Annotated in this window: 21 protein-coding genes; 3 read left to right on the plus strand and 18 right to left on the minus strand. The window is 45.0% G+C overall.

The window, feature by feature from the left end; genetic code table 11:
* The first annotated feature begins 38 nt into the window (after nucleotides 1-38).
* On the plus strand, nucleotides 39-923 hold the full coding sequence (locus tag COPRO5265_RS05585; protein WP_143708115.1) for a dihydrodipicolinate synthase family protein: 885 nt from the start codon (nucleotides 39-41) through the stop codon (nucleotides 921-923).
* A gap of 48 nt (nucleotides 924-971) precedes the next feature.
* Here the strand turns inward: COPRO5265_RS05585 and COPRO5265_RS05590 are convergent, their stop codons facing one another.
* From COPRO5265_RS05590 to tdh, 7 genes are read right to left on the minus strand one after another with little or no spacing between them, the layout of a single operon-like run.
* Nucleotides 972-2,021 (minus strand): coproporphyrinogen-III oxidase family protein, encoded by a 1,050-nt coding sequence (locus COPRO5265_RS05590; RefSeq protein WP_012544465.1) that lies wholly within the window; start codon nucleotides 2,019-2,021, stop codon nucleotides 972-974.
* The gene (gene lepA / locus COPRO5265_RS05595) at nucleotides 2,021-3,811 is read right to left on the minus strand and encodes a translation elongation factor 4 (RefSeq protein ID WP_012544151.1); all 1,791 of its coding nucleotides are present in this window, start codon (nucleotides 3,809-3,811) and stop codon (nucleotides 2,021-2,023) included. The genes COPRO5265_RS05590 and lepA overlap by 1 nt, the downstream gene beginning before the upstream one ends.
* A complete protein-coding gene (coaBC, locus tag COPRO5265_RS05600) occupies nucleotides 3,775-4,998 on the minus strand; it encodes a bifunctional phosphopantothenoylcysteine decarboxylase/phosphopantothenate--cysteine ligase CoaBC (protein ID WP_012544011.1) in 1,224 nt (407 codons plus the stop codon). The genes lepA and coaBC overlap by 37 nt, the downstream gene beginning before the upstream one ends.
* A gap of 8 nt (nucleotides 4,999-5,006) precedes the next feature.
* Nucleotides 5,007-5,201, minus strand: a complete 195-nt coding sequence (locus tag COPRO5265_RS05605; protein ID WP_041735768.1) for a hypothetical protein — start codon at nucleotides 5,199-5,201, stop codon at nucleotides 5,007-5,009.
* Complete coding sequence (gene gmk / locus COPRO5265_RS05610; protein ID WP_012543859.1) at nucleotides 5,152-5,817, minus strand: guanylate kinase; 666 nt, start codon at nucleotides 5,815-5,817, stop codon at nucleotides 5,152-5,154. Before gmk ends, COPRO5265_RS05605 begins: the two co-directional genes overlap by 50 nt.
* Nucleotides 5,818-6,135, minus strand: coding sequence for an extracellular matrix/biofilm biosynthesis regulator RemA family protein (locus COPRO5265_RS05615; RefSeq protein ID WP_012544498.1), 318 nt, complete (start codon nucleotides 6,133-6,135; stop codon nucleotides 5,818-5,820).
* Nucleotides 6,136-6,185: 50 nt separating this feature from the next.
* Nucleotides 6,186-7,211, minus strand: coding sequence for an L-threonine 3-dehydrogenase (gene tdh / locus COPRO5265_RS05620; RefSeq protein ID WP_012543637.1), 1,026 nt, complete (start codon nucleotides 7,209-7,211; stop codon nucleotides 6,186-6,188).
* Between the two features lie 121 nt (nucleotides 7,212-7,332).
* On the opposite strand from tdh, the gene lpdA reads away from it, so the two are divergent.
* Nucleotides 7,333-8,697, plus strand: coding sequence for a dihydrolipoyl dehydrogenase (gene lpdA / locus COPRO5265_RS05625; protein ID WP_012544259.1), 1,365 nt, complete (start codon nucleotides 7,333-7,335; stop codon nucleotides 8,695-8,697).
* A 154-nt stretch (nucleotides 8,698-8,851) separates the two neighbouring features.
* On the opposite strand, the gene COPRO5265_RS05630 is transcribed toward lpdA, so the two are convergent.
* From COPRO5265_RS05630 to COPRO5265_RS05655, 6 genes are all read right to left on the minus strand, one after another.
* Nucleotides 8,852-9,619, minus strand: a complete 768-nt coding sequence (locus tag COPRO5265_RS05630) for a sugar isomerase domain-containing protein (RefSeq protein ID WP_012544840.1) — start codon at nucleotides 9,617-9,619, stop codon at nucleotides 8,852-8,854.
* A 9-nt stretch (nucleotides 9,620-9,628) separates the two neighbouring features.
* On the minus strand, nucleotides 9,629-10,456 hold the full coding sequence (locus COPRO5265_RS05635; RefSeq protein ID WP_012544034.1) for a PTS system mannose/fructose/sorbose family transporter subunit IID: 828 nt from the start codon (nucleotides 10,454-10,456) through the stop codon (nucleotides 9,629-9,631).
* Nucleotides 10,449-11,204 (minus strand): PTS mannose/fructose/sorbose/N-acetylgalactosamine transporter subunit IIC, encoded by a 756-nt coding sequence (locus COPRO5265_RS05640; protein ID WP_012544569.1) that lies wholly within the window; start codon nucleotides 11,202-11,204, stop codon nucleotides 10,449-10,451. The genes COPRO5265_RS05635 and COPRO5265_RS05640 overlap by 8 nt, the downstream gene beginning before the upstream one ends.
* 4 nt (nucleotides 11,205-11,208) lie before the next feature.
* The gene (locus COPRO5265_RS05645; RefSeq protein WP_012543786.1) at nucleotides 11,209-11,718 is read right to left on the minus strand and encodes a PTS sugar transporter subunit IIB; all 510 of its coding nucleotides are present in this window, start codon (nucleotides 11,716-11,718) and stop codon (nucleotides 11,209-11,211) included.
* The gene (locus COPRO5265_RS05650; protein ID WP_012543561.1) at nucleotides 11,711-12,493 is read right to left on the minus strand and encodes a GntR family transcriptional regulator; all 783 of its coding nucleotides are present in this window, start codon (nucleotides 12,491-12,493) and stop codon (nucleotides 11,711-11,713) included. The genes COPRO5265_RS05645 and COPRO5265_RS05650 overlap by 8 nt, the downstream gene beginning before the upstream one ends.
* 214 nt (nucleotides 12,494-12,707) lie before the next feature.
* Complete coding sequence (locus COPRO5265_RS05655; RefSeq protein WP_012544317.1) at nucleotides 12,708-13,883, minus strand: pyridoxal phosphate-dependent aminotransferase; 1,176 nt, start codon at nucleotides 13,881-13,883, stop codon at nucleotides 12,708-12,710.
* 60 nt (nucleotides 13,884-13,943) lie between these two features.
* Here COPRO5265_RS05655 and COPRO5265_RS05660 point away from each other — a divergent pair, with 60 nt between their 5' ends.
* On the plus strand, nucleotides 13,944-14,582 hold the full coding sequence (locus COPRO5265_RS05660) for an endonuclease III domain-containing protein (RefSeq protein ID WP_041735770.1): 639 nt from the start codon (nucleotides 13,944-13,946) through the stop codon (nucleotides 14,580-14,582).
* A 19-nt stretch (nucleotides 14,583-14,601) separates the two neighbouring features.
* On the opposite strand, the gene COPRO5265_RS05665 is transcribed toward COPRO5265_RS05660, so the two are convergent.
* The 5 genes from COPRO5265_RS05665 to tyrS are packed head-to-tail and all read right to left on the minus strand — an operon-like array spanning nucleotide 14,602 to nucleotide 18,791.
* On the minus strand, nucleotides 14,602-15,549 hold the full coding sequence (locus COPRO5265_RS05665; protein ID WP_012544356.1) for a thiamine pyrophosphate-dependent enzyme: 948 nt from the start codon (nucleotides 15,547-15,549) through the stop codon (nucleotides 14,602-14,604).
* A 7-nt stretch (nucleotides 15,550-15,556) separates the two neighbouring features.
* Nucleotides 15,557-16,735 carry a transketolase C-terminal domain-containing protein gene (locus tag COPRO5265_RS05670; RefSeq protein WP_012544673.1) on the minus strand — a complete coding sequence of 393 codons (1,179 nt, stop codon included), beginning with the start codon at nucleotides 16,733-16,735 and terminating at the stop codon, nucleotides 15,557-15,559.
* A gap of 2 nt (nucleotides 16,736-16,737) precedes the next feature.
* A complete protein-coding gene (locus tag COPRO5265_RS05675; protein ID WP_012543817.1) occupies nucleotides 16,738-17,022 on the minus strand; it encodes a 4Fe-4S binding protein in 285 nt (94 codons plus the stop codon).
* A complete protein-coding gene (locus tag COPRO5265_RS05680; RefSeq protein WP_012544830.1) occupies nucleotides 17,019-17,591 on the minus strand; it encodes a 2-oxoacid:acceptor oxidoreductase family protein in 573 nt (190 codons plus the stop codon). The genes COPRO5265_RS05675 and COPRO5265_RS05680 overlap by 4 nt, the downstream gene beginning before the upstream one ends.
* Before the next feature lie 3 nt (nucleotides 17,592-17,594).
* Nucleotides 17,595-18,791, minus strand: a complete 1,197-nt coding sequence (gene tyrS / locus COPRO5265_RS05685) for a tyrosine--tRNA ligase (protein WP_012544057.1) — start codon at nucleotides 18,789-18,791, stop codon at nucleotides 17,595-17,597.

Below are 18,791 nucleotides of genomic sequence, written 5' to 3' on the forward strand. Positions count from 1 at the left end.
TATTAAAATGTAAACAAGATAGGGAGGTGTTTATCGGTATGTTGAGGGGCATCATAGTGCCGTTAGTAAGTTCATTTAATGAGGATTTCTCTCTGGATTTGCAGAGTATGAGAGCCCATATACAATATCTTCTCAGCCAAGGAGTGAATGGTATTTTCGTGAACGCATCGACTTCAGAGTTTTTTTCCATGTCTCCTGACGAACAAATACAGATAATGAGATTGGCGGCAGAGGAGTTGGAAGACGCTTCAAGTGCTTTGGTTACGGGTGTAACGAGCAACAATACTGAACATTCAGTTAAACTGGCAAAAATAGCTCAAGAAATGAACTTTGATGCAGTAGTTGCAGCTCCTCCATATTACGGTGCGTTCGGTGAAGAAGCCCTGTATCAACACTTTAAAGCCATTGCAGAAGGAAGTCGGCTACCCTTAATTTTGTACGATATTCCAAGTGCTACTGGCAACCCCTTGCCTCCCAGTCTGGTAGAAAAGCTCGCTAAAGAAAACCTGGCAGCCGGCATAAAGGTTACCAGAGATAGCCTTACCTATTTACTGGACATCCTTGCTATTAAGGAAAAGTACCCTTCTTTTTCGGTACTGGTGGGTTTTGACCATTATTTGCCCACGAATCTACTACTCGGGGGAGATGGCGGCATTGTAGCCGGTGCAAACGTAATTCCATCAGTTTATTTAGCACTCATGAGAGCTTACGAGCAAGGAGACATGGAAGCCTTCGCTGGCTTTGCCAAACAAATAGCTGTTTTTAGCATGATATACAGCCGTTGTAACTCATTTGCGGGAGCTATTAAAGCTGCTGCGCAGTGGTTTCAACTTCCTGTAAATCTTCCGTGCAGACCACCCTTACTAACAGACGAGCCAGCTAAAGTGGAAGAAATTCTTTTGCGTGCGGAGCTGATTAAGTAAGCAGTATCTCCCGCTCTAGCAACATTCAGCAATAATTAGCTTGAATAGCTAGACAAAAGCTTCTGCAGCTCTATTAAAGAAAAGCCAGTTCTTCACTGTGATTTTATTTGGTTCTATATTCAAAAAAGCGTTACCTTCAGCTTGGCTGAGTATTATGCCCCACGCCCTTTCACCAAAACGTTTTTCCACATCCTCTTTTCTAATACCTTCACTAAGAAGCCTTAGGTTCATGATGGCATATTCTGAAAGCTGCTCTTCCCAAGATAAGGCCACATACTCCTCATATGTGGGTTCACCAAGCTTAGCACTTTCCACATAAAGCCTTAGATTTGACACCCATTTATACCTTACACCATTTACGTACCCTGCAGCCGAAGGTCCTAAAGCGTAGTACTCCTCGTCGTGCCAGTAGATTTTGTTGTGAAGACATTGGTGCCCCGGTCTGGCATAGTTTGAAATCTCGTAGTGTTCATAACCGTGCTCCGTAAGGAATTTCTCCACCATGAGTAACAAGTCAGCATCGTCCCAATCCCACCCGCGGTAATACCCCCAAAATGGGGTTCCCTCATGCACTTCCAAAGGATATACAGAAATATGCGGTACACCAAGCGCAACCACAGAAATCAAATCCCGCAAGACCTCGTCACGGGTTTGACCTGGTACACCCACCATAAGATCCACACTTACATCCCAATGACTTAGTAAATCCAGCAGTTTTTCATAATCAAGCTTGTCACGCCCCAGTGTCTTAAGTACAGAGTCTGAAAAAGACTGCACACCCACTGAAAGGCGTGTAAAGTGCGCAAGCAAAGGAAAATTCTCCTTCTTCACGTCTTCTGGGTTGAGTTCGATGGTCCTTTCCCTTGCTTCGGGTAAGTTTTGGAGTATTCTTTCCCACCTGGACTGCCCTAAAACCAAAGGCGTTCCTCCACCAACATAAAGCGTATCCAGTTTTGTCGGGAGTTGCCTAAGCTGATAGACTATCACATCAGTGAATGTGTCCAGCCACGTTTCTGGAGCATTGGAAATACTGTAATAATCACAGAATGGGCATTTTCTGTAGCAGAAAGGAATATGAAGATAGAGGCCTTTGTTCATTACTCAGTATCAGCCTTAAGCACCGACAAGAATGCTTCTTGTGGTATGTCCACCTGATTGAACTGTCTCATGCGCTTCTTTCCAGCCTTCTGTTTTTCTAGAAGTTTCTTCTTTCTACTAACATCTCCTCCGTAGCACTTTGCTAAAACGTCCTTACGAAGCGGTTTTATGGTCTCACGGGCAACTATTCTGCCCCCTGCTTTTACCTGAATTACAACTTCCACCAGCTGCTTTGGTATGGTATGTTTCAAGTTTGACGCTACTTGCCTAGCAACCCTTAGTACTTCACTCTTTGGAGCAAGCAACGTAAGGGCATCTAGTTTTTTACCGTTAATAAAAACCTCTATTTTGTCGACATCGGCTTCCTTGAAACCAATGTGCTCATAGTCAAAAGACGCATATCCACGTGTTACGCTCTTTAGTTGATCGTAAAAATCAGTTATGATTTCTGCAAAGGGTAAATCGTATTCGAGTAAAACACGCTGCTGCGATATGTACTCCATGTGAAGCATTTTTCCACGTCTGCCCTCACAAAGTTGAATAACAGAGCCCACATACTCTGATGGAACTACTACGGTCCCCCTCACATAAGGCTCCTCCACCAGCTCCACTTCAGAAAAGTCTGGGAACTGCGAAGGATTGCGCACCTCAATGTACTCACCACTCCGTGTTAGCACATGATATTCCACGTTGGGTGAGGTTAATATGAGATCCAAATCAAATTCTCTTTCAAGCCTTTCTCTAATGATGTCCATATGAAGAAGCCCCAAGAACCCACACCTAAAACCTGGGCCAAAAGCTTCGCTACTTTCCGGTTCAAACACCAAAGCTGCATCATTGAGCTGAAGCTTCTTCAAAGACTCGCGAAGTCTTTCAAAATCCTCGTTCTCAGTAGGATAAATGGACGCGAAAACCATGGGTTTCATTGCAGAAAAGCCCGGTATGGGAGCATCGGCAGGTCTCACCGCTGATGTCATTGTATCTCCCACCGGAACTTCGCGGATGTCTCTTATGTTGGCAGCCACATATCCCACGTCTCCTGCCTCTAAACTCTCCGTGGGCACCATCTTCAAGGAAAAAACACCAACCTCAGTCACTTCAGATTCCAAACCGCTTGCCCAGAATCTAATGCGATCTCCTACTCTAACCTGTCCATTGAAAATGCGAACAACGGAAACTACTCCTTTATAAGTATCGTAAAAGGAATCGAACACAAGAGCCTGTAAAGGAGCATTTTCATCCCCATTCGGAGCAGGGATTTCTTTTACGAGCCTATCGATAAGCTCTTCAATGCCAATTCCTTCTTTAGCTGAAACCAACACTGGATCAATATCGTCCTTTCCTAGAAGTTGGGACATGGCTCTCTTAGTACCTTCCACGTCAGCAGAAGGTAAATCGATTTTGTTAATGACGGGGACAATGGCTAAGTTGTGCTCCATGGCTTTGTAAGCATGTGCTACTGTTTGTGCTTCCACTCCCTGAGTTGCATCCACTAAAAGAATTGCACCTTCACAAGCAGCTAAGGACCTAGAAACTTCGTAGGAAAAATCAACATGCCCAGGCGTATCTATGAGGTTGAACACGTAATCACCAATATGCAATCTAACTGGATGGCTTTTAATGGTGATCCCACGTTCGCGTTCCAGATCCATACTATCAAGCATCTGTTTCTGTAGTTTATCTCGTCTCACTAACCCAGAAAGCTCCAAGAAACGGTCAGCTAACGTGGACTTGCCGTGGTCAATGTGTGCTATTATGGAGAAGTTTCTGATTTTGCTTCTATCAGCCATACAATTCTCTCACTGAGCCACCATGCCAAATCAACTTTGGACTGCAAAGGTGCTTCTTCCACACCTCTTTCTTTGCTTATGAACCAACCACTGTTGGTGTCTACAGCAAATCCCGTCTGGGAAGTGTCAATACGGTTGGCAAATATGGCATCCACGTGTTTACGTTTTAGCTTTTCCTCAGCATCTTTGATAACATCGGCACCCCCAGCTGCAAAAGCAACGTAAACAGGCTTCGCGTATTTCGCTGCAAAGGAACCTACAACATCTGGTGTGGCTTTCAAAGTCAACGCTAGTTCCCCTTGTCGTCTTAATTTACCTTCTCTCCTCTCAGTGGTGAAGTCACCTACTGCAGCTGCCATTACAACTGCGTCCGCCTCCGGCAGGAAGTGTTCCATAAGCTGCATAAGCTCGCTAACAGATTCAAACTGCAGCAGACGAACACCTTGAGGTACATCTAAGGTTACAGGGCCACTTAGCAAAGTAACATCAGCACCTCTGAGTGCTAAAGCTTGAGCCAAGGCATAGCCCATTTTGCCGCTGGATGGATTCGATATGAACCTAACATCATCAATATACTCTCTGGTAGGTCCAGCGGTCACTACTATGTTCTTTCCTGTTAGATCCTGGGGCACAATGGTTTTCGCAACGTGAAACAAAATCGTATCGATCTCAGGGAAACGGCCCTTACCCACTTCTCCATCAGCCAGATGTCCCACCTCGGGTTCTACTACAATGTACCCCAGGTTCTTAAGCGTTTTTAGATTCTCCTGAGTGATCTTGTTTTCATACATGCGCACATTCATAGCCGGGACCAATACTAGGGGCTTATCAGAGCCCAATATGGTGCTGGTTAAAAGATTATCAGCCAATCCATTGGCTATTTTTGCGAGCGTGTTTGCCGTGGCTGGAGCAACAACCAACACATCAGCCCAACGACCAAGTTCAATGTGTAAACTGCGTATATTTGATGACCAGTAATCCTGATCGGTGTAAACCGCATCATTGGTAAGTGAAACGAAGCTCGCTGACCCCACGAAATTCAAGGCCGATGGCGTCAAAACCGTTCGAACGTGTGCCTCATATTTGGACAGTGTAGAAGCCAAAGCGCAAGCCTTAAAAGCTGCAATAGAACCAGTAACTCCCAAGAGAATGTTCTTTCTTCGAAATACGTTACCTGAAATCCACATAGAATTCACTATATGCGTAGAGCGACTGTGACCTTTCTCTCTGCTATGTCTCGAATGGCTCGTTCTACAGGGACCTCATAGGTGGGAGATTGAGATAATATTTCTTTCTGTATTTTCTTAGCCGTTAAGCCTACTGCAACCACCACGGCATACCTAGGGAGTCCAGTAATTCTCTCCAGCTCTTCTAATGTCACCTGCTTCATCAAAAATACCTCCTTTTCTTAGAGATTCCACCATGGTGCGTGCCCTGTCCTCAGTAACTACGAAGTCCACCAAGGACAGAATCTTCATTATGTTTTCCACGGCTTGATTTACCTCCACATTGACCACGAAAAAATGGTATTCCCTGAGGTAATCAAGCTCTTGTAAGCTACGAAGCAGCCTAAGCTGCTGCTCGTCCATCTCTTCAGTGCCGCGCTTCATCAAACGATGCTTAAGCTCGTCCAAAGAAGGAGGCAACAGAAATATCAGAATAGCATCTGGGAACCTCCTTCGAACTTGCATGGCTCCCTGCATGTCAATTTCCAAGATCACCTTTCTGCCTTGCTCCAAGTGCTGCATCACAAAGTCTTTAGGAGTTCCATAGTAGGAACCATGAACATAGGCCCACTCGAGCAATCTATCCGTGGCAACCATCTTCTTGAATGTGGAGTAATCGACAAAATAATAATCTTTGCCGTCAACCTCACCAGGCCTAGGGCTGCGAGTGGTCACAGAAATAGAGAGCACAAGTTCTTTATCTCTGTTTAGAAGCTCGCTTACCACGGTTCCCTTCCCTACACCGGAAGGGCCACTGATGACGATGAGTCTACCGCCCACTTAAACGTCCTCTCCTGATTCCTCTTCCAGCTCTGCTTCTTGCTCAGTGATGGGCTCTGTTCTTTCTTCTTCTTCCTCCTCTTCCTCCAGACGACTCACCAAAGTATCTGGAAGCACAGCAGAAAGCACGATAAAGCCGCCCTCTGTCAAAATGGCCGCCCTGGTTCTGCGCCCAAAGGTGGCGTCCACAAGTCGTCCTTGCTCCTTAGCAAGCCTTATCATACGCCTTATGGGAGCAGAATCAGGGCTGACGATACCAATTATTTTCGATACAGATATGTATGAACTAAAACCAATATTAAGAAAACCGCTCTCCACTTTTCAATTATAGCATTTACAGGCTACTTATCACGAGGGCCAAGCGCCGCCTATTGACTTATGTTCAGAACCACCTTCCCAGAATTACCAGACATCATAGTAGAAAATGCCTCTTCATAGTCCTTGAAGTCAAATTGGTGCGTGATCACCTTTTTTAAGTCCACTTTGCCACTGCTAACCAATGACACCCCTAAGTCCCATGTCTCCCATAACCGGCGTCCGGTTATACCTTTAATGGTTATGCCCTTGGAGACCACATCGTTTGCCAAATCCAAGGAAACTCGGTTATCAGGAAGACCTAATATGGCCATTTCTCCTCCAGGTATGATCATCTCAAGCCCCTGATTCAAAGCTTTTTCACTACCACTCATTTCTAGAACTACATCCGCACCACCTAAGTCTTGCACAACCTTAACCGGATCCTGTTCCTTGACATTAATGACAACGTCTGCTCCCACCTCAGAAGCCAACTTTAGCCTGTAATCAGACAGATCCGTGGCAACAATCTGTACAGCACCCAGCGCTTTAGCCACAGGTATGGCCATAACCCCTATGGGCCCCACTCCAGTAACCACAACCCTCTTTCCCCTGACATCTACGGCTTGTACCGTGTGCACAGCATTGCCAAAAGGTTCTAATACTGAACCTGCTTCTAAAGGAACACTCGGTGGTAGCTTCACCAAGTTTTCTTCAGGAATGGCAATGTACTCAGCAAAAGCTCCATCCATATGAACTCCTATGATCTTTGTATTCTCGCAAGCATGGTACATGTTTCGTCTGCACATCCGACATACGTGGCATACCACATGAGATTCAGCCGAAACGATGTCTCCTTCGTGAACTCTACCAGAACCTTTGTTGACCTTAAGAACTTCACCCACAAACTCGTGACCTATGGTCACAGGCGGTTTCATTCGCTTTTGGGACCATTCATTCCACTGGTAAATATGAACGTCAGTCCCACAAATTGAAGCCTTTAGGACTTTAACTAGAGCCCAACCTTCAGGTGGCTCAGGCTCGTCAATTTCATACATGGCAACACCCTTAGTAGCTGAACCTTTCCTTATCGCTAACATATGCACACTCCCTTCATATCGCTTTAATTATAACTTAAAGTGCCAAAAGGTTATTGAGAAATTTTTAGCCAATAAATTATGGTAAAATGCAGCCAAGAAGCTCTAAGGAGGTGTTTCCTCGGTGAAACTTGGCATAATTGGTGCAGGACCCGGTGGTTACGAAGCAGCACTGTATGCAGCACAGCGCGGCATAGATGTAACCTTGTTTGAAAAACAGTTTGTGGGTGGTACTTGCTTAAACTTGGGATGCATACCCACAAAAACCATACTTGCAAGTACCGAGCTGTATTCCCATATTAAAGAAGCATCTCAGTTTGGCGTAACAGTAGAAGGCGCACAGATTAGCTGGCAACAAGTTCAACAACGCATGCTAAAGACTGTTGCTCAACTTAGAAGAGGAGTAGAATTCTTGCTAAAGAAACGTGGAGTCCATTTGGTTCAAGGTGAAGCGTTCTATCGAGGCAATCACCAAGTAGAAGTCGCTGGAGAAACATATGAATTCGACTATGTAATTATTGCCACCGGTTCACGACCAGCAGAATTGCCTGGTCTCTCCACAGATAAGAAATGGATCATAAACAGCAATCACTTCTTTACACGAAAAGAGCTGCCCAAAAGAGCTTTGGTCGTAGGTACAGGGGCAATTGGTTTAGAGCTGAGCGATATTTTAAGAGCTTTCGGTACCGAAGTAACTGTGGTGGAATTAGTGCCACAAGTAATGCCACTGCTAGACAGTGATGCCTCCACTAACTATGCCAAAATACTTTCTAAGAAAGGTATAAAGTTCATTGTGGGTAATTCAGTGAAAAACATTGACCATGAGGACAGTCATTTGAAAGTGACTTTAACAAACGATCAAGAACTGGAAGTAGACCAAATCGTTGTAGGAGTAGGACGTACAGCGAACGTCGAGGTTATCAAAACAGACAGAATTCAGGTGGAAAAAGGAAAGGTCAAAGTAGACAAGAGCTTACTCACTTCCGAGGAAGGCGTCTATGCCATTGGAGATGTAGCCATGCCCCCTATTGCCAGAGGGGCCTTAGCTCATGTAGCCTCTCATGAAGGCATTTTCGCCGTTAAGCACATCTTAGGGGAGGCAAAGGAAATGGATTGGCATGCAGTCCCCTGGGTGGTATTCACTGATCCACCACTGGCAGCCATAGGACAAACGGAAAAGGAAGCCACTCAAGCCGGAACAGCGGTAAAGACCTATACATTACCTTATCGTGCCTTGGGAGCCGCCGTGGCAAAGAACAGAACAGAAGGCTTCTGCAAATTCATCGTGGCAGCAGACACAGGAAAAGTGCGTGGCGTACAGATGGCGGGCGTGGGTGCCGATCTCATAATCAACGAAATGGCCGTAGTCCTTCAACAAAACATGACGGTTAAAGAACTATCTGAGGTCATTCATGCACACCCCACCTTATCAGAAGTAGCAAAAGAGTCTGCTTTCGCATTACTTGGCTACCCTATCAATACAATGTGAACCCATTAACAAAGATATTAAAAAAGGGCCCCCGTTGCGGGGGCCCTTTTTGCTAATTCCTCCATGGTACTAATGTTATCTACTTCACCAGTTTCGGTAGGTACTTCTCCAGTTGATCTAGACCATGTCTACCATTGCTAACTCGATTTAACTTTCACACACCTAAGCTCTTGACAAGTTTGCTGTATACTTCGTAAACCATATCGTTATTATTCTTTGGGACGGCTTCTGTGTTAGGCGAAGCGAAAATATTCAAATCGAAGCTCTTACCCTCTAACATCTTAGCAGTTTCACACAGCAGGGACATAGAGATAAAAACTGTTGCGAGTGTAGAAGTTGCACCAACTTTAGGCTTCCCATCCTCTACGGTGACCACGGCGTCTTCCAAAGGACAACAATTGTCAATCACCACGTCAGCTAAGTCAGCAAGTTTTCTTCCACTGGAGTGCATGGGTTTACTATGCCTGTAATTGTCCATGGAGGTAATAGCCACTACTTTCATCCCAAAGTCCTTTGCGTACATAGCAGCCTCTACTGGAGCAGCGTTCACGCCTCCATGCGAGTAAACTACAAAGGTGTCTTCTTTATAGAAGGTAAAGCTTTGAAGAAAGTTTCGAACGTACCCTTCTTGGCGTTCAATCCAAAGCAGTTCTCTTGCTCCACCTGGTCCAATCACATTGAACCAAACTAGTCTAGGATCAATCAAAGGGTGAAACCCCACGTAACTACCGTATCTTGGGAAGATGTCTAATGCTGGCAAAGCAGAATGACCACTGCCAAACAAATGGACTAAATGACCTCCACTTATGCTTTCAGCCATTAAGGTACTCGCTTTTTCAATGTTTTCTTTTTCCTTAGCTGAGATATTTCTCAATATCTCTAGTGCTTCATCCTGATACGTTTTTTGTGACAAATCAAACACCTTCTTTCTCTAAAAAATATGCAAAAGAACACCCACAAAACTCAGGACAACTAGGAAGCCCATCACCCACAACGGAGATTTTTTCTTAGCAGAAAGCAAGTACCAAACCAAGCCTACAACGCCTAAGGAGAGCAGCCCAGGAAATATGTTGTCCAATATATTCTGTAGCTCTATAACCATTTCTCCTGAAGTGAACTTTAAGGGAGTGCTGAGACTAACATAGCTTGCAGAGAGAGCCCCCATAACTAGCAGCCCTAACATCTTCAAGGCGTCTGTTAACGTTTCTATTTGTCCACTTTGCAAAATCTCTTGAAATCCACCAAGCCCAGCATTGTATCCCAGCCTAAATAAGTACCAGGAAAGCAATGCTATGACTGGTATATAAACAACAGCGTAGAATAGTGGGCCTGCAACCCCAGCCACGTTAGTGATACCGATAGCAATAGCCAAAAGAATAGGTATCAACGTCCCAGGAACAAGAGTATCACCGATGGCTGAAAGAGGGCCCATAAGAGCAACTTTCACAGCATTTATGGCGTCATCGGAGATATCAGCGCCGTTAGCTTTTTGTTCTTCCATAGCAGCTGTTATACCGTGAATTACAGTGCCTACTTGAGGCTCAACGTTGAATAGAACCATGTGCCTCTGTAGGGCCTCAACTTTTTCCTCTTTAGTTTCCCAAAGTTCATCAATTATGGGTAACATAGAATGGCAAAAAGCTATACCCTGCATACGTTCACCACTCTGAGAAGAACCGTTAAAAAAGAACCATGTTAGCCAAGACTTAAACAGTGCTTTTGGACTTAACTTCTTAACCTCATCAGTCCCGTTAGACATGCTGCCCACCTCCCTGGAACCTAAACAACAGCAGTGAGAACACTATTCCCATAACAGCCACCGCGATTATGGGTAAGTGGAGGTAAGTAACTAACATAAAACCTAGTACAAAAATACCAAGATATATCTTGTCTGTGACTATCATGTTTAGCAAAAGACCAATGCCCAACGCAGGTAACATCCCGCTAAGCACGTTAAGAAAACTTGTAACAAACGGTGGGATGATTGTGGAGAGGTTTTGAAGGAAGCCTTGACCATAATACAAGATTAGAAAAGCTGGTACAAACCTCATTAGAAAATTCACGACTTGAGCTCCAATATTCATAGCTTTTATACCGTCACCATTGCCTTCAGCAGCGTATTTATCAGCTCTGTGAGCAAAATAAACATTCACTACCCATATAATGTTCCAGATTGTTACACCGATCAGTCCAACTGTTACAGCAAGTGCTGAAGAAATCCCGGCTTCGGCACCGGAAAGTATTATCAAAGCTGGTGTCAAATATCCAATGTAGTCAACGTCAAAAGGCATGACAGCACCAGGAGTAATTACTCCAATGTACATTGCCTGAATTACTGTTCCAATTTCTAAAGCAGTTTTCATGTCGCCTAAAATCAGACCAACAAGAGCCGAAGCAACTAGCGGCCTACCAAGAGTGTAAAAGCCACCAGTTGTTCCGAAAAACCAAGGTGCTCCAATGGCACCCAGGTAAGACAGCAAAGCAATCAAACTTATCTTCCAAAGCACGGCTTTATCCCCCTTTTACGCCATTCAAACTGGCTTTTACATTTTTCCACGAGTACAAAGGTGTCTCGGGTAAAAGTTGGAAATCTACATCGATACCAGCATTTTCAATCTCCAACAAGCTCTCTATGTCTGAACGAGTTATGAATATGGTGTGAGTAACCTCGAATACCCCTTGAGATACGTCCCTCTTCTTAGCTACATTCCCGATGTTTACCCTCGCCGGTTTAAGGCCAGACCTAACAAGCTCCCAGGCCGCTGGAATGTACCTTACAATCACCATTATCTTCTCTTTCTCTCCGTCCATGGCCTCAACTACAGAAACAGCCTCTTCTAGACTACAAACTGCACATTTTACGCCTTTTGGTACTGCCATCGCCGCAATTGACTTAAGAGCTGGGTTCTTGGCTGTTTCATCATCCACCGCTACTACTGAAGTTGCATCTGTGTACCTTATCCACTTAGTTATAACCTGGCCATGGATAAGCCTATCATCTACCCTGATAAGTTTAACCAACCTTCCCCTCCTCCCTCGGACTAAGATCCACAGAGATAGAATACTTGTCACCCCTCAGAATTGAAACAGCGTATTCGAAAGCTATACCAGCTTGATCATAAGTTGTCCTCTTGACTAAAAAAGCTGCTGCATTAAGTTCTACTCCAAGCTTTTCAGCAGTAGTTTTACTTTTGATGTTTATCGCGCTATAAACTTCTGATGCCCTGTGAGGAGTAACACCGTACTTATCGCTTAGAATGGCGTACAACGACTGGCTATCGTCGAAAAAAGCTGGATTGAAATCGCTGAACAGTTTAGAAGGCAAATAGCTGGTTTGTAGTGCAATCGGTTCACCGTCGCCATACCTAAGCCTTTCTAGAACCCACACACTTTCACCTTCAGCCAGCCGTAGTCTTTCAGCTATTTCTCCAGACGCACTCTGTTGCTCTGATGTCAGCAATTCTGTCGTAAGTTTTATTCCCTTCTGCTTCATCTCTTCCGTAAAGCTTAAGAGAGTTAAAGTCCGTTGAATCTTAGGTCTTGCGACAAAAGTCCCTTTACCCTGAACGCGATACAAAACATCTTTTTGCACTAGATCAGATAAAGCCTTTTTTATTGTAGTAATACTGACGCCGAAAATCTTCTGCAACTCTGCCTCGCTGGGTAACCTGTCGCCTTCCTTGTACACTCCCTTCCTAATCGCATCTAGGATTTGAGATTCTACCTGGTAATAGAGTGGAACCGGCTGACTTCTGTTGATTACCAGTTGACCCACCTCCTTCTTCTGGGTTATCATGTCATAGTGTCAACGTGTTAACACTATGACTTCAACCTCATTTTACTCCATATCGGACTCTTTGTCAACAAAGAAAGTGTTTTTCTTTAAAGAAACGTACCCTAGAAGAGGGCCACAAAAGACAGTAAGCAGCAAAAAGTCTAGATTGTTTTATAAAAAAGAGCCCCCGCACTGGGGGCCCTTTTTACTAATTCCTCCATGGTACTAATGTTATCTACTTCACCAGTTTCGGTAGGTACTTCTCCAGTTGATCTAAACCGTACTTGATATCTTCCATGGATGCTGCATAGGACATACGCAGGTAGCCTTCTCCGGACTCTCCGAAAGAGGTGCCTGTTAGCACAGCTACCCCCGCTTCGTTAAGCAAGTACTCAGCTACTTCGTTTGAAGGCCTATTCAGTTTCTTTATGTTCAACCAAGCATAGAAAGCACCCTGAGGTTCTACGCAGTGCACCAAATCCATGGAATTCACTCTGGGGACTATGTAGTCTCTTCTTCTCTTAAACTCCTCTACCATGGCTTTTGGAGCATCCTGAGGGCCGTTGTAGGCTTCAATACCAGCTACCTGCACAAAAGCCGGAGCATGGCTATAAACATTTGTCTGGAGTTTGCTAAACCATGGAACTAAATCAGGGGGAAGTACACCATAACCCAGCCTCCAGCCAGTCATGGCATAAATCTTTGAAAAGCCTTCCATGAGGATGACTTTTTCTTTTGCTTCAGGGAATTCATACATGGAAGGAGCCATTTCACCGTTGTAGTAAATGCGGTGATATAACTCGTCACACAAAATGAACAGGTGCTCCCCATCAGCCAAATCAAGGATGGCTTTGAGCTCTTCCTTGTTGAGTACACTGCCTGTTGGGTTATGAGGGCTGTTTACGATTATGACCTTAGTCTTAGGTGTTACCATCCTTTTAAGTTCATCCACATCGAGTCTGAAATTGTTCTCTTCTCTAAGCACGATAGGCTTTGGTACACCACCAGCAAACCTCACTGCCGACGAATAAATGGGATAACCAGGATCAGGATAAATTACTTCGTCACCTGGGTTTACAAGAGCCATCATGGTGTAGAAAATGAGAGGCTTTGCACCTGCTGTCACAATGATCTGTCCTGGGTCCACTTCCACATTTCTGGTTTTGGAAACATATTTTGCATAGGCTTCTCTGGCTTCAGGAACGCCCAAAGAAGGAACATAGTGAGTATAGCCTTTCTCCAAAGCTTCATAGGCAGCCTTCTTTATGTTTTCCGGTGTGTCAAAATCAGGCTCGCCTATTTCAAAGTGCGCTATCTTTTTCCCCTGAGCCTCAAGTACCTTCGTTTTCGCTAAAACCTCAAAAGCTCCTTCACTACCCAGATTATTAAGCCTTTCCGCTAAGTGTGCCATGTGCGTCTCCTCCTGTTTGTGTTAAGATTACTTTAAGCTGACAATATTATTCTAACACTTATGAAGGGAGAATTGCATACACTCATAAGCCTTCTTCTGGCGTTTCAACCGGACCCAAACTGGTGGCCCGGAAGTTCATCATTTGAGATAGCTGTATCAGCTGTGCTTACTCAGAACACCAGTTGGAACAACGTGTCAAAAGCCATGGAACGCCTCGCAAAGTCGGGCATCAACAATTGGGAACAAATTCTTAAGGCAAAAGACTTGGAAACCATAATAAATCCTGCCGGCTTTTACAGAAGAAAAGCTACCACCTTAAGAGAGTTAGCGATGCTGATGCAAAAAGATCCCATACCATCACGGGAGGAGCTTTTGAACGTGAAGGGCATCGGACCAGAAACAGCAGATAGTATCTTGCTCTACGCACTTGGGAAGCCAGAAATGGTTGTTGACTCATACACGTACCGTGTTTTAAGAAACTGTGGCTTAGTGAATGGTCCATTTAACTACGAGCAGATAAAACAGTTACTGATAACTACTTTGGGCCAAGATTCTACCAACGTAGATATTCTTAAAAGGCTTCACGCTGCGTTCGTGGAAGTAGCTAAGAACTATTGCAAGAAAAAACCCCATTGTGTGGAGTGTCCACTCAATAAAAAGGAGGGGCTTCCTAAAGAGTCCCCTCCTTTCAACTGCTAAAGCCTTAATTTCAACGGTACTACAAAGTCTTACTAAACTCTTCTTTCTTTTGTAACAGTTCCCACTTGCTATTAACCCAATCTTGAAGTTCTTTAACTCTGTCTTGATTTCCAGGTTTCATCAGATGCGAGAAACGTCCCTGAAGCTTTAGCCATTCCTCGATGGGCTGGGGCTTACGAGGCCTGTAGGTTATTCTGTATTTGCCCTCTTCAATCTCATACAGTGGCCAATAGTTTGTTTCCACAGCCATTCTAGCTACCTTTATGGAAAGAGCCGTGTCATTTCTGTGTCCCCTGTTGCAGTTAGAGTACACAGCCAAGAACGTGGGACCATCATAACTTAGAGCTTTCTGAACCTTGGTCATTAAATCCACGTAGTGGCTTGGAGATGCAGTGGCCACATAAGGTACACCATGAGCAGCAACAATTTCCACAATGTTCTTCTTAGGCTGCGTTTTTCCAGGACTTACCTCACCCACGGGAGATGTGGTTGTCCAAGCAAACTTGGGTGTTGAAGAAGATCTCTGAATTCCTGTGTTCATGTAGGCTTCGTTATCTAGAAGTACATAAAGGAAGCTGTGACCTCTTTCCAAAGCGCCTGACAAAGCTTGAAGACCAATATCGTAGGTCCCTCCGTCACCAGCAAAAGCAATGAACTTTATCTGCTTATCTTCAGGAATTTCCCCAAAACGTTTCAGCGCTTTGTAAGCAGCCTCTGCACCACTGGCTGCCGCAGCTACATTCTCAAAAGCTTCGTGAAGCCAAGGCACGTTCCACGAGGTGTAAGGATAAACCGAAGTGGTTACTTCCAAACAACCAGTAGCATTTAATACAACCACTTCGTATTCGTGTGCCGCTAGCAAAACCTGACGAACAATGGTTCCCTCATTGCAGCCAGCGCACAGACGATGGCCACCTACGAAACGCGGCTCCAAATCAGTGAGGTTCTTTATATTTATCACCGCCATGCTCTCATCACTCCCTTACTCCGACCCAGCTGACCAAAGGCTCAAAGTTACCTTTCTCCAAAGCCTTGAAGCCAAGGTCGAAAACGTGTTCAATGTCTTCCATGGTGATATCTCTTCCGCCCAACCCGGCAATCACATTACCAAGCAATGGCTTATTCGTCTCATTAACCAGAGCAGTTGCTATCTCCTCGAATAATGGACCCGATGGGCCGCCGTAAGTGTACGCTCTGTCCATGACGACAACAGATTTAGCATTGCCCAAGGCACAGCGAATTTCTTCTACGGGGAATGGCCTGAATAGTCTTATCTTCAAAACTCCCACTTTCTTGCCTTGTTTACGCAGCAAATCCACAGTCTCCTTGGCCGTACCGGCAGCACTGTTCATGGCGACCAGAACAACATCTGCATCGTCCAGCTTGTACTCCTCCAGTATGCCGTACTTACGACCCGTTAGCTTAGCATAATCCTCTGCCACTTCCAGGACCACATCCTTCACGTTTTTGTAAGCTTCCGCTTGTGCTCTCCTAAACTCCATGTAGTAGTCCTGCAATGCCAATACACCAAAACTGACAGGGTTTTCAGTATCTAGCAAGCTGTATTTCGGCTTAGGAGCAGCACCCAAGAAACTCCTCACCTGTTCATCTTCAAGTATTTCCACGGTTTCTACTGCGTGGGACGTGGTGAAACCATCGTAGTTCACTAACATGGGAAAACGAACCCTGGGATCCTCAGCAATCTTTATGGCTTGGATGGTATTATCGTAAGCTTCCTGAGCAGTTTCAGCCCAAAGCTGTAACCATCCGGTGTCCCTGGCGCCCATAGCATCAGCATGGTCACCATGAATGTTAATAGGCGCACTAAGTGCACGGTTAGCCACTATGGTAACAATGGGAGCCCTGGAAGCTGCAGCGATGTGAAGCATTTCCCACATGAAAGCCAGTCCTTGAGATGCTGTTGCCGTCATGACACGAGCACCAGAAAGCGACGCAGCTAAACATGCAGACATTGCAGAGTGTTCACTCTCTACGGGTACAAATTCAGTCTTAACGTCACCATTAGCTACGTACTGAGAAAACTCTTGAACAACTTCAGTGGAAGGAGTGATAGGATATGCCGCAACCACATGTGGCTCGATCTGTTTCATTGCCAAGGCAATGAGTTGGTTGGTTTCTAAAGCTACCTTCATGGTTATCGCTCCTCCTTCACCATCTCGATTACCTTCACTGGACATACCTCTGCGCAAACACCGCAGCCCTTGCAAGCCAGGTAATCGAATCCAAGCATTTTTCCACCCTTCACGTTCACTGCATTGTCTGGGCACATAACCCAGCAAGTCATGCAATGCGTGCATTTCTCGAGATTAACGACAGGCTTAAACGTTCTCCACCCCTCAACTATGTAAACATCCTGAGAATTTCCGCCTTCAGGAACAATCACACCTTCTGGAAGTTCATTCCACTTCTGCTCATTCACAGTATTTTCACCTCCTCGTAACCTCGCTTCAGTGCTTTTACGTTCCCCTCCACTACCTGCTCGCTGAACTTTGCACTGAATTTATGGCGAAGCCTGGGTTCCAAATCTTCCAAAGAAACGATTCCGGAAGCTCTTATGAGAGCACCCATGATGGGAATGTTTGGTATGGGTCTGCCGATGCAGTCCAATGCTATTTGCGTTGCATCTACGGTAGCAATCTTCCCATGAAATGAAGGGAGTTTCTGTCTGTAGATCTCCGGAGATTGGTTGCTGTTCACGAGTAAAATCCCATTTTCTTTCAAGCCAGAAGTCACATCCATGGCGCCTATGAGTGATTCGTCCACTACTACCACAACATCTGGAGTTCTAATACCATAATGAATTCTGATGGGCTCATCGCCAATTCTGGTAAATGCAGCAATGGGAGCACCTGATCTTTCAGCACCGTATTCTGGAAAAGCTTGTATGTACTTACCTGTATCCATGGCAGCTTCTGCTAGCAAATATGCGGCAGTCTTCACACCTTGTCCCGCACGTCCGTGCCATCTAATCTCTAACAACACAGTCACCTCCTAAACAAATTTGAAAAACTTCCTTTTACCTACCCGAAGCACACTTCCAGGTGTGAGCTGCAGGGGAGCCATGGGATCATCAACTCTGGTGTCATTGAGCTGTACGCCTCCTCCTGCTACTAATCTTTTTGCCTCACTTCTGCTGGACGCGGCACCGATGAATACCAAAAGGTCTGTTATTGTTCTCACTCCTTCATTATATAACGTTTCAATTTCATATGCATCCATGTATTCAGGAAGCTCACGACGCGAGAAAACTCTTAGGAATTCTTCTTGCTCGTATGAGGCTTCTTCTTCACCATAAAAGAATGAAGTTATGGTCCATGCAAGTTTTAACTTTGCATCTCGTGGATGTCCAGACAGTATTCTCTTAATCTCGTTTTCAGAATAGTCAGTAAGTAAATTAAAGTAGCTGGGCATGAGATCATCCGGAATGCTCATTAGCTTGCCAAACATGTCCTTGGGCGGATCGTTAAATGCCACATAATTTCCCAAGGATTTTGACATCTTCTTTTCCCCATCAAGTCCAACAAGTAGTGGCAGCGTCATCACAACTTGAGGCTCCTGCCCATGGCTTTGCTGGAGATCCCGTCCAACCAGTAGGTTAAAAACTTGATCCGTACCGCCTAGTTCCACATCGGCTCTGATGGCAACAGAATCATAAGCCTGGAACAGGGGGTACAGAAGTTCGTGCACATAAATGGGGATACCGCTTTTGTACCTCATGTTGAAGTCGTCTCTTTCTAAAAGCTTAGCCACTGTGTAACGCGAAGCCAAATTTAGTATGACATCGCGCGCGCTCAATGGTGCGTTCCATTCACTGTTGAACTTTATGTCCACCAATTCTGGGTCAAGAACTTTGAAGACTTGCTCCTGGTATGTTTCAGCGTTCTTCCTTACTTCCTCCTCAGTAAGAGGCGGTCTGGTCTTGTTTCTACCTGTGGGATCACCTATGCAGGCAGTGAAATCACCGATAATAAAAACAATGCGATGCCCGAATTCCTGGAACTGTCGAAGTTTCCGTAAGACCACTAAATGACCCAAATGCAGATCAGGGGCCGAAGGATCTGCACCCAACTTTACCCTCAAAGGTCGTCCTTCTGCTTTTGTCTTTTCCAGCTTGCTTTTTAGGTCTTCTTCAGTGATAAGATCAACCACATTCTTCTTAAGGATTTCAACCTGCTTTGATATGTCCAA

The organism is Coprothermobacter proteolyticus DSM 5265 (genome assembly GCF_000020945.1).
GTDB lineage: Bacteria > Coprothermobacterota > Coprothermobacteria > Coprothermobacterales > Coprothermobacteraceae > Coprothermobacter > Coprothermobacter proteolyticus.